Source organism: Xanthomonas sp. A1809, assembly GCF_017746015.1.
Taxonomy (GTDB): domain Bacteria; phylum Pseudomonadota; class Gammaproteobacteria; order Xanthomonadales; family Xanthomonadaceae; genus Xanthomonas; species Xanthomonas euvesicatoria.
Window position 1 is genome coordinate 604213 of record NZ_JAGHWZ010000005.1, and the last position, 13190, is coordinate 617402.

The window sequence follows — 13190 nt, forward strand, 5'->3', positions numbered from 1 at the left end:
CCCATCAAGTGCAGGATGAGCGCCCGTTTCCTCGGCGGCCTCTTCCATGGCGGTTGCAGTCGGCATCCTCAATGCATTGCCAAGCGTGCAGCTCTGCGAGTTGCTGGGCCGCCTCGGCTATGGCTTCGTGGTGCTCGATCTGGAGCATGTGCTGCACGCGCCCGACACGCTGGAGCATGCCATCCGCGCCTGCGAGTTGTCGGGCTGCGAGGCCTGGGTGCGCGTGCCGGAGGTGGACGAAAAACTGATTGGCCGCGTGCTGGATGCCGGCGCGCGCGGAATCGTGATTCCGCGTACCGAGTCTGCGGCGCAGATCGGCGACGCCATCGCCGCGGCGCGCTTCCCGCCGCTGGGCCGGCGCGGCATCACCGGCGGCCGTGTCACCGGCTTTGGCAATGTCGATCTGCCCACCTACATCGCGCATGCCAATGCGAACACCCGTATCGTGCCGATGATCGAAAGCGCCGCCGGCGTGGCTGCCCTGCCGGAGATTCTTGCCATCCCAGGCGTGGCCCTGGTGATGGAAGGTGCGCTGGATCTTGCGCTGGATCTGGGTCTGGGCCCGCAGCCCACCCACCCGCAGGTGTGGGAATTGCTGCTGCAACTGCATGCGCAGTGCGTTGCTGCAAACGTCCCGTTCTGCCCCAACCCGCGCACTGACGCGCAGCGTGCGCACTGGCTGCAGCAGCCAGAGCTGCGCTGGCTGCTGGCCGGCGAAGACCGCGCGCTGATCCAACGCGCCCTGCGCGGCCATTTGGCCAGCCTTGCCGTCCTCCAATCACCTCCCGCCTGCAGGAGCACGCCGTAGATGTCGACGTTCCGTCTCCACGCCCTGGCCATCGCTATTGCGGCGAGCACGCTGACGCTGCCGCAGCTGGCGCGCGCAAGCGATACGCCGACGACCGATGCGCTTGATGCCAGCGGTGGCGGCACGCCGATTCGTGCACTGGATGCGATCCAGGTGCAAGGCAGCCTGCTCGGTCGCTCCAAACCCGACGATGTGCAGCGTTATGCCGGCAGCCGCCAGGTGATCGACCGCGAGCAGTTGCGCAATGGCGGCAACCGTTCTCTGGACGATGCATTGCAGCGCGTGCCCGGCATCAAGATCTTCGACGAAACCGGCACCGGCGCACTGCCGCAGCTGATGCTGCGCGGTCTGTACGAAAGCCGCAGCGGTCGCGTGCAGGTGCTCGAAGACGGCATTCCATTGGCGTTGGCCCCGTATGGGCAGACCAGCCTGTCGCTGTTTCCGGTAGGACTGAGCCAGATCGACCGCATCGACATCGTGCGCGGCGGCGCGGCGGTGCAGTACGGGCCGAACAACGTGGGCGGGGTGATCAACCTGGTCAGCAAGGAGATCCCGAGCGCGTGGAGCACCACGCTGGCGCACAAGGTCACTGCCGGCGGCCAGGGCCGGTTCCTGCAGGACAGTGCGCTCAGCAGCGGCGGATATCTCACCGATAACTTCGGGATGCAGGTCGATGCCAATCGCACCTATGGCGAGTACTGGCGCGCGCATAGCGACACCGACATCAGCAATCTGCGCGTCCGTGCCGAATGGTGGCTGGACGACACCAAGCTGCTCAAGGCCAGCGTGCAGCGTTATCTGGTCGACATGGACCTGGCCGGTGCCCTCAGTCCGGACGATTACCGGCGCGACCCGCGCCAGTCCACCCGCCCGCTGGACAGCTTCAACGGCCGCACCACACGTGCGTCGCTGAGCTACGAACAGCTGCTGGGCGATTGGGGTCCGATGCAGGAGGTGCGCCTGGATTGGAGCAACTTCAGTGCACGCAGCAGTCGCAATTTCATTGTCGGCATGCGCCAGGCCTCCACCGAAACGTGGCGCTCGGACCTGCCGCCGCAACTGCGCCAGACCGCACCGCGCGATTTCCGCGTGGTCGGCAGCGAGCCACGGCTGAGCTGGAGCATGGGCGATGCCGGTGGCGTGCGTCAGCAGTGGACAGCCGGGGTGCGTGCAGTGCGCGAGGACATCGATTTTCTGGTGGGCAATCTGCGTCTGCGCGACGGGCTGTTCACCACCGTGCGCGATTGGCGGTTCGAAGACCGCGCGTTGGCCGCATACCTCAGCAACGCCATCACCCTGCCGGGCGAGCGCGTGACGATTACGCCGGGCCTGCGCTACGAACGCCTGGATTCGCGCTATTTCAATCGCGCCACCGGCGTCAGCACGCTCAACCAGACGCGCGATGTCCTGCCGGGGCTGACGTTGGGCTTCCAGGCAAACGAGCAATGGTTTTTCTACGCCGACGGGCAGCGTTCGATGCGTGCGCCGCAGGTCACCCAGATCATCTTCGGCAACAACCTGGATGCCGAACTGGCATGGAATTACGAGGCGGGCGCGCGCTATCAGCCCAACGAGCGGACACGTGTCCAGCTGGGCGGCTACCTCATCGATTTCGATCAGCAGATTCAGCTCGACAACACCACGCGCGTGTTCCGCAATCTCGGCAAGACCCGCCATCAAGGTGGCGAGCTGGAACTGCAATGGAGCCCGGAGCAACTGCGTGCGCTCACCCTCAACGCCAGTTATGCCTATCTGGATGCCAGCCAGGAATCGGGTGCATTCCGCGGCTTGCGCGTGCCTTACACCTCGCGCAACCAGATCACGCTGGGCGGCACTTACGCGCTTGGTCACACCACTGTCGCGCTTTCCGGCTATTACTTCAGCAAGGCCTTCAGCGACGCTGCCAACACCGTGCAGGAGAATGCCATCGCTTCGGTGGGTCAGTTGCCGGCCTACATGGTGTGGAACACGCAAGTGAGCCATACCTTGTTCGAACGCGATGGACAGAAGTTCAGCGCATCGTTGGCGATCAACAACCTGTTCGACCGGCAATACTGGTTCCGTGGCGTGGACACCAGCCCCTGGGGGCGTCAGGCCGCGCCTGCGCGCACCGTCACTGCCGGACTGGAGTACACGTTTTGAACCTGCATCACCTGGCAAGCGCTGCACACGACCGACGCACACAGGCGTAGGTTGCGCGCGAAGCGACGGCGGTCGTACTGACAGCCGCCAAGACAACACGGCGTGCATGAGGCACGCATCATTGCCGCAGCACGCGGCATGCGATCGACGTATCGCAGGCCACCCAACGCCGCCATGGCGCCAGGCAGCCCGTTCAGTACCGGTTTCCCCCACCGTCCTGTCGAACGAGAGCTGCCATGACTGCGACATCCGCTGCACCGTTGGTGATCCTCACCCATGTCTGCCATCCGGCCATCAACGAAGGTTTCCTGCCCGCCGCGCGCGCGCTGGGCCTGCCCGTATGGTTGCTGACCGACCACCGGCTCGATCACCTGGCCTATTTCCGCGAGCATCCCGCCCATGCACCGCAGCGGGTGATCGAATGCGATGTGTTCAATCCGCTCGGCGTCCTCGACGTACTGCACGATGCAGACATCACCCCGCGCGCGGTGTTCAGCAATAGCGACCATCTGCAGACCAGCACCGCGCTGGTGGCCGCAGCGCTTGGCCTGCCGGGCAAGGACTGGCAGGTGTGCTACGCCGCCAAGAACAAGGCTGCGATGCGCCAACGCTTGCGTGCGCGTGGACTGCCCTGCCCGTGGTTTTGCACGCTGGCGCCGGGCGCGGCGTTGACGGCCCAGATTCCATGGCCTGTGGTGGCCAAGCCCCGCGAGGGCGTGGCGAGCCTGGATGTGCGCTGCTGCACCGATGCAGCGCAATTGCAGGCGTACCTGGACGATGGATGGCAGCGCCATCCGCAGCGCACCGTGCTGTTGGAAAGCATGCTGGAAGGTGCGCTGTTTACGCTGGAAACGCTGGGCGATGGCAAGCACCTGCAAGCCATCGGCGGCTTCAAGGTGCGATTGTCGCCGCCTCCGCATTTCGTCGAATGCGAAGCGCAGTGGGATGCCAACGTGGACACGCCGGTGATCGCGCAGGCGCTGCAACAGCTGCGCGCGTTCGGTGTCGGCTTCGGGCTGTGCCATAGCGAATTCATCCTCACCGCCGATGGCCCGGTGCTGGTGGAAATCAATTACCGCAGCATCGGCGATCGGCGCGAATTCCTGCTCGACGAGATGTTTTCCAAGCAATGGTTCAACGCGGCGCTGGCACCGCATCTGGGCCTGCCGTTGCCACAGCTCCGCAGTGCCCATGCGCATGCTTTGCTGCGCTACTACGTGGCCGAACACGACGGCGAATTGGTCGCCGCCAGCGAAGACCGCCGCCAGCGCGATGCGCACAGCGACGTGCAGTACCGGCGGATGCGCGCACCGGGCGAGCGCATCCGCCTGAGCCATTCCAACAAGGATTACCTGGGCGTGCTGAGTGCGTTGGCACGCGATGCGCAGACACTGCAACACGCAGTGGTGCAGGCCGAAGCGGGCCTGCAGTGGCGCATCGACGGCGCGGAACTGCGCGCATGAGCAGCACGGACGACCAACGCTACATCGCCACCCGCATCATCGATGCCTGCCTGCGCGAAGACCTGCGTGGGATTGCGACCCGCGGCAGTGCGGCGGTGCCGGATGCGCAGGTGCTGGCGCAGTGGACCGACCCCAGCCCGGTGCATGGATGGTGGCGCATCGCTCACCTGCCCGGCGGCACGATGTGGCTGCCGATCCATCGTCAAGGCGTGCTGCAGGACATCGGTGCCTGCGGCGACAGCTGGATTGTGCGCAGCGACGACAGCGTGCATGTCGAACGTGGCGCGCACGCCTGGCTGCACCGCCTGAGCGCAGAACTCGACAGCGAAACGCAACAGCTGCATCGCGCCTACGCCGACGAAGCCGACTGCGCCGCCGCGCACCGCGGGCTGGCGCGGCAGGCCTACCACGCGCAGGCACCGGCGTTGCGCACTGCGCTGCATCACCGCGATGCCGCCGAGCGTGCCTACCGCTGCGACCAACTGGCCAGCTACCGCGACCATCCGTTCTATCCCACCGCGCGCGCCAAGGCCGGGCTGGATGCGGCCGAGCTGCGCCACTACGCGCCGGAATTCGCGCCGACCTTCGCGCTGCGTTGGCTGGCGGTTCCGCAGGCGTTGGCGCAATGCACCAGCGCCCCGCCGGCCGAGCTGTGGCCGGATTTCGCCAGCCTGGGCCTGCCGCCCGAGTTGGCCGCCACGCATCTGCCCTGGCCGGTGCATCCGCTGGTGTGGGAGCGCCTGGAGCAGGAGGGCTTCGCACTGCCCGAGGACGTGCTGCGAGCGCCCAACGCCTGGCTGGACGTGCGCCCGACGCTGTCGGTGCGCACGCTGGTGCCGCTGCGGCATCCACACCTGCATCTCAAATTGCCCATTCCGATGCGCACGCTGGGCGCCCTCAACCTGCGTTTGATCAAGCCGTCCACGCTGTATGACGGGCACTGGATGGAGCGCGCGTTGCGGCGCATCGATGCGCTGGATCCTGCGCTGCAAGGCCGCTGCGTGTTCGTCGACGAGTCGCACGGCGGGCATGTCGGGCAGACGCGGCATCTGGCCTATCTGGTGCGGCGTTACCCCGCGCTGGACGATGCCACGCTGGTCCCGGTGGCTGCGCTATGCGCGCCCATGCCCGATGGCCGCCCGATGGCGATCCATCTTGCCGAGCGTTTTGCGCATGGCGACCTGCTGCATTGGTGGCGCGACTACACCGAACTGCTGCTTGCCGTACATCTGCGCCTGTGGCTGCGTTATGGCATTGCACTGGAAGCCAATCAGCAAAACAGCGTGCTGGTGTATGCCGATGGCCAAGCCACGCGCCTGTTGATGAAGGACAACGACGCTGCGCGGATTGCGCTGCCCCAGTTGCGCGCGGCGCTGCCGGAGCCGGATGCAATGGGCCCGCTGCAGGATGCGCGTATTGCGGTGGACGATCCGCAGGCGTTGACGCAGATGTTCTGCACGATCGTGCTGCAGCTGGATCTGCAGGCAGTGCTGGAAGGCCTGGCCGAATGGCAACCCGCATTGCGCGCACCGTTATACGCGCAGCTGCAGGACCAGTTCGTTGCGACGCTGGCGCAACTGGACGCCGATGGCATCGATACCGGCCCTGCGCGCCGGCTGTTGGCTGCGCCACGGCTGCCGGTGAAATACCTGCTCAGCGCCGGCAGCCTGCTCAGCAAGCACCTCACCGGCGCCACCGACATCAACAAGTTCTACGGCGACAGCGCGCCCAATCCATTCGGCGATGCGTTCGCGGATACGCGACAACCGCCGCGCAGGCAAGCGGGCGTGCCGCGATGAGGCGCATCCTGGGTCCGGTGCTGGCTGCGCATTATCTGGCGGCATTCACGGCGTTGGGCATGCCGCTGTTTCTGCCGCAGGTGTTGGCCGAACTCGCACCATCGGCCGCGGTGGGCTGGAGCGGCGTGCTGTATGTCTTGCCCACGCTCTGCACTGCACTGACGGCAAGCAGCTGGGGGCGTTGGGCGGACCGCCATGGACGCAAACGTTCGCTGCTGCGCGCACAACTGGGCCTGGCGCTGGGCTTTGCGATTGCCGGCTTCGCGCCGTCGCTGACCTGGCTGGTGATCGGCCTGCTCGTACAAGGCACCTGTGGTGGTTCGCTGGCGGCGGCAAATGCGTATCTGGCCAGCCAGCCGCAGGCCGGCCCGTTGGCGCGTGCATTGGACTGGACACAGTATTCGGCCCGCCTTGCCATGGTAAGCGCACCGGCACTGCTGGGCATGGCACTGGCGCTGGGTCCTGCGCAATCGCTGTATCGCGCACTGGCGTTGCTGCCATTGATGGCGTTTGCGTTGACGTGGCGACTGCCGGCCGATCGGCCTGCTGCGCGAGAACACACTGCCGGCAAGGCTGCTACGTCTTCCGGGCACGCAGCTTCATCGCCTGCATCGCCGCGCACCCATGCCGCGCCGTTGTGGCCAGCCCTGCTGCTCGCGCAGTTCTTGTTCTGCTTTGCGATGGTGGTGACATTCCCGTATTTCATTCCGTATGCGCTTGCGCGCGGCGCCGGCCACGATGCGCTTGCCGGTTTGCTCTACAGCCTGCCGCATCTGGTCTATCTGGTGGTGCTGCCCTGGTGGCGACGCGGCGATAGCGAGGCGTGGCTTGTGCCGGGCCTGGCGTTGTTTGCGGTGGCCTGCGTGTGGCAGGCGCTGTTGCACGATGCCCTCGCACTGGCGGCAGCGCGGCTGTTGTTTGGCTTCGGCATGTTGTTCGGGCTGCGTGGGCTCAACCGCAGCCTGGCGCACATTGCCAGCGGGCATGGCGCCGGGCGCCTGTTCGGCCGCTTCGATGCCTGCGGCAAATGGGCCGGCGTGTTCGCCGGTGCCGCTGCCGGCGCACTGGCACAGGCGTCCGGCCCCGCCACCCCTTTCCTGGCTGCGGCGCTGGCCGCGACCGTTGCTGCGCTCACCGTTCTGGTGCGCTTTCCTTCGAGGAGAACTGCCGATGTCGCCGCACACGATGCATGACCCCTGGTACGACAGCATGGCCGACGCGCAGGCCTGCAGCTGCTGGTTGAACTGCTATCTGCGCGAATTCGCGATTCCGCAGCGTGCAGTGCAGTTCGACTATCGCGGGCTGGATCGACCCGGCCCGCGCGTGGCCGAACAACGCTGGCTGCGCATCGATCTGGGCGAGGTCGGTACGCTGTGCGTGCGCATCGCCTATGCCGATCGCCTGGGCCGCTGCCGGTTCGCCTCCGCGCCGTTTCTCAAGAGCGCCGGCAAGCCGTGGCATAGCCTGGATGCGCAAACGCTGGCACGCTGCCTGTTGCAGGCCCTGGGCAGCGCGCAGGACATCAACCCGGAGCTGCTGGCGCAAAGCGCCAATAGCGTGGCCGTCACCGCTGCGTTATTGCGCAAGGCCCAGGTCGCCGCCGCCACCGGCGAGGTAATGATCGACGCCGAACAATCGATGCTGTGGGGGCATGCATTGCACCCGACGCCCAAGAGCCGCGAAGGCGTGGATCTGGATCAGGTGCTGGCCTGCGCACCGGAAGCGCGCGCGTCGTTCCAGCTGTTCTGGTTCCGCATCGACCCGCGCCTGCTGCGCATCCAGGGACGCGACGTGCGCGCGACATTAAAGCAGCTCAGCGGCAGCGACGATCTCTATCCCTGCCACCCCTGGGAAGCGCAGCGGCTGCTCGACGCCCCCTTGCTGCGCAGCTTGCAGGCACGCGGCCTGATTACGCCGGTCGGCCCATTAGGCGATGCACTGCGGCCCACCTCGTCGGTCCGCACGCTGTACCACCCGGAACTTGCGTATTTCCTCAAGTGCTCGGTGCATGTGCGGCTCACCAACTGCGTGCGCAAGAATGCATGGTACGAACTGGAGAGCGCGGTTGCGCTCACCGAGCTGTTGGCACCGAGCTGGCGTGCCCTGGCCACACAGGTGCCGGGCTTCGATGTGATGCTGGAGCCGGCGGCGACTTCGCTGGACGTAGCGTCGGTCGATCCCGCATTGCATGCCGCCGACCCGTTGGCGGCGCGCACCTTGTCGGAGAGCTTCGGCATTCTGTACCGGCAAAACATTCCCGCCGCGCAACGTGCACGCTGGCAACCGCAGGTGGCTGCGGCCTTGTTCACCTGCGATGCGCAGGGCAATAGCGTGTGCGCCGCGCGCCTGCGGGCGCTCGGCAGCGCGCAGATGGGCCACCGAACCGCAACGCTGCTGTGGTTCCGCGCCTACGCCGGCCTGCTGCTGGACGGAGTGTGGAGCGCGCTGTTCCAGCACGGCATCGCGCTGGAGCCGCATCTGCAAAACACCGTGATCGGCTTTGCCGACGGCTGGCCAACGCGGGTATGGGTTCGCGACCTGGAAGGCACCAAGCTGCTCGCCCATCACTGGCCGGCCGCGCGCCTGCGCGGCGTCGGCGAACGCGCACGCCAATCGCTGTACTACACGCCAGAACAGGGCTGGAACCGGGTGGCGTATTGCGCGCTGGTCAACAATCTGGCCGAGGCGATCTTTCATCTGGGCGAAGGCGATGCCGCACTCGAAGCGCGGCTATGGCAATGCGTGGGCGAGATCGCGCTGCGCTGGCAACAACGCCATGGCGCGCAAGCGGCGCTGCAGGGTCTGGTCGACGGCGCGCCGCTGCCGGGCAAGAACAATCTGGGGACCCGTCTATGGCAGCGTGCCGACCGCCAATCCGACTACACCGCGCTGCCCAACCCCATCCCCCGCATCACGGCGCAGCGGCAGGTGGCGGCGTGAGTCTGCACATCGATACCGCCGCACTGCTTGCGGCCTTGCCGCAGGTGCGCGCGCGCTGCGAAGGCCCGATCTGCGCGTATGTCTACGATCTGGCGGCATTGGACGCACACGCGGCCTGGATGCGTGCACAGCTGCCGGCGCAGTGCGAGCTGTTCTATGCGGCCAAAGCCAATGCAGAACCGCCGATTCTGCAAACGCTGGCAGCGCACGTGGATGGCTTCGAAGCCGCATCCGGCGGCGAACTCGCCTGGCTGCATGCGCAGCAACCGCAGGCACCGTTGTTGTTCGGTGGCCCGGGCAAACTCGATACCGAACTCGCGCAGGCAGCCGCCCTGCCCGACTGCACCGTGCATGTGGAAAGCCTGAGCGAACTCGAACGCCTGGCGGCAATTGCAGCGCACGCCGGCCGCTGCGTGCCCGTGTTCCTGCGCATGAATATCGCCGTACCCGGCGCGCAGAGCACGCGCTTGATGATGGGCGGGCAACCCTCGCCGTTCGGCCTGGATCCAAGCGATCTGGATGCAGCAATCCGGCGAGTGCAGGCCAATCCATCGCTGCGCCTGGAAGGCTTCCATTTCCATCTGATGTCGCATCAACGCAGCGCCGCTGCGCAGCTGCATCTGGTGGCCGCCTACCTGCGCACCGTGCAGCAATGGCGACAGACCTATGCGCTTGGTCCACTGCGGGTAAACGCCGGTGGCGGCTTCGGTGTGGACTACCGGGCACCGGACGCGTCGTTTGACTGGGCCGGCTTCTGCGCCGGGCTACCAGCCCTGCTGGGCGAACATGGCACCGACCTGCGCCTGCGCCTGGAACCGGGGCGCTATGTCAGCGCCAGCTGCGGTTGGTACTTGATGGAAGTGCTCGATCTCAAACGCAGCCACGGCGCCTGGTTTGCGGTTGCGCGCGGTGGTACCCATCACTTCCGCACGCCGGCCGCGCAGGCGCACGATCATCCATTCCGCGTATTGCGCGGCACCCGCACCCCCGTGATCAGCGACACGCCGGTCACCCTGGTCGGCCAGTTATGCACGCCCAAGGATGTGCTGGCACGCGACCAGCATGTCGCCGCACTCGCACCCGGCGATTGCCTGGCCTTCCCGCTGGCCGGTGCCTATGCGTGGAATATTTCGCACCAGCAGTTCCTGATGCACCCGCCGCCGCAGATGGTGTTTCTAACGGAGGGGCATTGACTTACCGATTGCGGACGAACAACCCTCAGGCGTGCGTCAGCAGGCTCACAGGCAGATATGCTGTTGCCGCAATTTCCTGAGGTGACTCGAAGTAGCTGTACAGAAATTTCGTAGACGTTAGCCAAACGGATCGTTGCCCAGTGGCAATTCTCCTAGGGATGGTCTGAATGGCCCGCTAGACCTCTCAAATTCCGGCTTCTTGCATGTCAATGACGAGCAACATGTCGGGTTTGGTGCGATTTCCGCAACTTTCTAGCGGTTTTAGCTGCCCCCAGGCAGCATTACCCCGGACCGGCAGCAATTGCCAGCGCACCATCCATCAGTTGGCCTCTGGCTCCGCTCTTGCCTGCGCCCTCAGACCCCGGCCAAGGATGAGATCGCGGCATGATTGAGTTCGACCCGCATCAGCGTATAGATCTGACCAGCCCTCGGACCGGTTCTATTTCCTCGGTGATCGCCTGATCACTCCCCGAGGGTCGCGAGCTGCTCCCGGAAGATTTGGCATGGCTGTCGCTCACCGCCTGCCAAGCGCAGGAATGGCGCCGGATGCTGGAAGCTGCACGCTCGGAACCGTTGCTCAACCGCACCGCGCTTGAACTCGGCACTGACCTTCCTAGGCTTTGACACGGACAACTCATCATGGCCTGAGTCGACCTTCTTGTCAGTGTCCGTGAAAACGGGGTAGAACTCCCACTGCAATCCTGGAAGGCTAAGCTATGGCCCGTAGCCGCTTGCATGGGGTCACGACAAGAATGCACGAAACCGTATGTCAATGACCAACGAATGGAGAACGATTTCAGATGAAGAATTGGCTGATCGGCTTAGTAGTCACCATGGCATGGACTAGCCCCTGCGCTGCTCAAATCGCCCCTGAGTTACTCGGGGGCGCGGATCCGAACAAGCCGATGTTCAGCGAATCCTTCTACAAAGGGATTGAGGGCAATTGGGTGCTGGTACGCGAACCCGTCAACACCGGTTACCACTGCTCGGTTAATTTCATCACGCCAAATTCCACCTTGTCGTTTCGCGGTCCCGCCGACGCTGGGATGGCGAAAAAGGGTCATGGCACTCTTTGGTTCATCAGCGAGGCAATCCCCCCGGTGACAAAGCCCGAGATTGCTCCGATCACGTTGTCATCCACCAACCACCCTACGCAGAATGTTCAGGCCGCCCATGTGAGCATGCCTGGCCAGAGCAGTGGGGCGTTGTTGCTGACCATCGACGTGCAGAAATCGGTACAGGAAAAGCCGGACAGTAATGAGCTCGCCATCCAGCTTCAGGGGAAAGAGGTGTTCCGGTCAAAAGTTGTCCAGTTGCAGCTGGCGTATCGCCAGCTTTCGGCTTGCATGAGCGCGGCTCGAAAATAGACCATCACTTCAGCCGTTTGGCACGTTCAAGATGTCGGTGCAGGCGCGACCCATCCCACTTGTGTCGCCACTTGACTCAACGAAGATATTCACATCGGCAACCCTCAGCATCCCGGCGCTGTCCGGGATTAGCGCATAGCGGACGTTGCAACTTTTATAACCGCCGCCATTGTAAGTCGCGCCGGTCACAAGATTCTGCCACATGACGCGATTGTCAAAGGCCTGCCCATAAGAGAGCGTCCGCGCGATCCCGGCCTGACGGACAGCGGGGTTGCCGTTTGCGGCGACGACCTCTTGCTCAGTCTTACCCAGCCACACCTGGATCAGGAGCGATTCACTGCGCGATAAACGCCTTTTTCCACGGTATTCAGCGGCGGTCTGAGTAAAGTCCATATCGGCCTTCATTGCTGCCAGATTGCCCTGCACCTTCCCCTGGGCTTCGGCTACTTGTTGCTGCGCTTGTGCCAATTTTGCCTTGAGCGCTGTCGATTCTGCTGGCGTCAGCTTGCGGCCGCCATTGATCGCGGGCTTCGGCACGTCAGACCACAGCGTTTCCCAGGTAAAATCGGCAAGCGAACTCATCGACAGTCCGGCGGGGACCAGTTCCAGTCCATTCAAGCCAATGGCTGCCAGTTTCGCTCGCAATGTATCGGACTTAATTACATGATCGACCACCGCAGCTTGTTTGGCATCGCCAATGCTGGCACTGTTGCAGGCTACATTCCATGCCTGTCGCATCGTGTAGCTGGTCGTGCTTTGCCAATCGGTGGGCTGGAGATCGATGATCGCCGGATCCTGTTTCATGGTCTTTGCGCCGCTGGCCACCCGGAATTCTACGGAATCCGGCGTGTCCAATATGCCGGTTGAATCAGCCTTGCGCTTGGGTGCGCCACGGCCGCGCCGAAGCGACTTGGGGCATTTGAACTGAAGTTGATATTCCAACCATAGGGGTTGGTCGACCGCTTCATAGACCATCGTCAAATCAATCTGAATGACACGGCTTGAGTCAGGATTTGCGAGATCAGCATTGATCGGTGTGTGGTCCATAATTGCGTCACTGGCGTAGACGTTGACACGCTTTCCGGCTGCACCTTGCATATCGATCAGAAACTTGCTGGCCCCGACTTGCGTTGCGATGACCATCATGCCCGCACCGATTACGAGTTTTGTGATTTGTCGTGTCATGAGCGCTTCCTTACCCGTTTTACAAACTCGCGTTCTACCGCGCACGTATGTTACTGATATCAAGACGTTCTCAAAATTTGAGTACGCAATTTTGAAGCTTCTGCCGGAACCTGGCGCTTCCAGGTCGATTGTGCTGCAGCGACGTCGGAAATGCTAAGCCTTGTTGCGGAATGCCCTCGTTAGGCTTATAGACCAAACAAGGGACTTCTCTGAGTGCCGGGAAGCCACGAGCGACGCTGGCGTTGCACCTGCGCCGGAGAACTCAACAGATGACGCACGCTGACGGATGCCGT

The 13190-nt window shown here is 64.2% G+C and carries 9 protein-coding genes and 1 pseudogene; 8 read left to right on the forward strand and 2 right to left on the reverse strand.

Annotated features, from left to right (window positions below; genetic code table 11):
• The first annotated feature begins 46 nt into the window (after positions 1 to 46).
• The 7 genes from J7396_RS08920 to J7396_RS08950 all read left to right on the forward strand — a co-directional run bounded on the left by J7396_RS08920 (position 47) and on the right by J7396_RS08950 (position 10345).
• Positions 47 to 808 (forward strand): aldolase/citrate lyase family protein, encoded by a 762-nt coding sequence (locus J7396_RS08920; RefSeq protein WP_209261315.1) that lies wholly within the window; start codon positions 47 to 49, stop codon positions 806 to 808.
• On the forward strand, positions 809 to 2950 hold the full coding sequence (locus J7396_RS08925) for a TonB-dependent siderophore receptor (RefSeq protein WP_008571070.1): 2142 nt from the start codon (positions 809 to 811) through the stop codon (positions 2948 to 2950).
• A 236-nt stretch (positions 2951 to 3186) separates the two neighbouring features.
• A complete protein-coding gene (locus J7396_RS08930; protein ID WP_209261316.1) occupies positions 3187 to 4413 on the forward strand; it encodes an ATP-grasp domain-containing protein in 1227 nt (408 codons plus the stop codon).
• Positions 4410 to 6212 carry an IucA/IucC family protein gene (locus J7396_RS08935; protein ID WP_209261317.1) on the forward strand — a complete coding sequence of 601 codons (1803 nt, stop codon included), beginning with the start codon at positions 4410 to 4412 and terminating at the stop codon, positions 6210 to 6212. Before J7396_RS08930 ends, J7396_RS08935 begins: the two co-directional genes overlap by 4 nt.
• On the forward strand, positions 6209 to 7405 hold the full coding sequence (locus tag J7396_RS08940; RefSeq protein WP_209261318.1) for an MFS transporter: 1197 nt from the start codon (positions 6209 to 6211) through the stop codon (positions 7403 to 7405). The genes J7396_RS08935 and J7396_RS08940 overlap by 4 nt, the downstream gene beginning before the upstream one ends.
• The gene (locus J7396_RS08945) at positions 7383 to 9152 is read left to right on the forward strand and encodes an IucA/IucC family protein (RefSeq protein ID WP_209261319.1); all 1770 of its coding nucleotides are present in this window, start codon (positions 7383 to 7385) and stop codon (positions 9150 to 9152) included. The genes J7396_RS08940 and J7396_RS08945 overlap by 23 nt, the downstream gene beginning before the upstream one ends.
• Entirely contained in the window at positions 9149 to 10345 is a 1197-nt protein-coding gene (locus J7396_RS08950; protein WP_008571064.1) for a type III PLP-dependent enzyme, read from the forward strand. The genes J7396_RS08945 and J7396_RS08950 overlap by 4 nt, the downstream gene beginning before the upstream one ends.
• A 206-nt stretch (positions 10346 to 10551) precedes the next feature.
• On the opposite strand, the pseudogene J7396_RS22525 reads toward J7396_RS08950, so the two are convergent.
• Positions 10552 to 10673: pseudogene (locus J7396_RS22525) on the reverse strand (IS5/IS1182 family transposase); the annotation flags it as partial.
• 472 nt (positions 10674 to 11145) lie between these two features.
• Here J7396_RS22525 and J7396_RS08955 point away from each other — a divergent pair.
• Positions 11146 to 11712 (forward strand): hypothetical protein, encoded by a 567-nt coding sequence (locus tag J7396_RS08955; protein ID WP_008571062.1) that lies wholly within the window; start codon positions 11146 to 11148, stop codon positions 11710 to 11712.
• A 9-nt stretch (positions 11713 to 11721) separates the two neighbouring features.
• Here the strand turns inward: J7396_RS08955 and J7396_RS08960 are convergent, their stop codons facing one another.
• On the reverse strand, positions 11722 to 12858 hold the full coding sequence (locus J7396_RS08960; protein WP_008571061.1) for a hypothetical protein: 1137 nt from the start codon (positions 12856 to 12858) through the stop codon (positions 11722 to 11724).
• Between the last annotated feature and the right edge of the window lie 332 nt (positions 12859 to 13190).

Coding starts and splice junctions, on each gene's coding strand:
- J7396_RS08920 (WP_209261315.1), top strand. CDS start 47: ATGGCGGTTGCAGTCGGCATCCTCAATGCATTGCCAAGCGTGCAGCTC.
- J7396_RS08925 (WP_008571070.1), top strand. CDS start 809: ATGTCGACGTTCCGTCTCCACGCCCTGGCCATCGCTATTGCGGCGAGC.
- J7396_RS08930 (WP_209261316.1), top strand. CDS start 3,187: ATGACTGCGACATCCGCTGCACCGTTGGTGATCCTCACCCATGTCTGC.
- J7396_RS08935 (WP_209261317.1), top strand. CDS start 4,410: ATGAGCAGCACGGACGACCAACGCTACATCGCCACCCGCATCATCGAT.
- J7396_RS08940 (WP_209261318.1), top strand. CDS start 6,209: ATGAGGCGCATCCTGGGTCCGGTGCTGGCTGCGCATTATCTGGCGGCA.
- J7396_RS08945 (WP_209261319.1), top strand. CDS start 7,383: ATGTCGCCGCACACGATGCATGACCCCTGGTACGACAGCATGGCCGAC.
- J7396_RS08955 (WP_008571062.1), top strand. CDS start 11,146: ATGAAGAATTGGCTGATCGGCTTAGTAGTCACCATGGCATGGACTAGC.
- J7396_RS08960 (WP_008571061.1), bottom strand. CDS start 12,858: ATGATGGTCATCGCAACGCAAGTCGGGGCCAGCAAGTTTCTGATCGAT.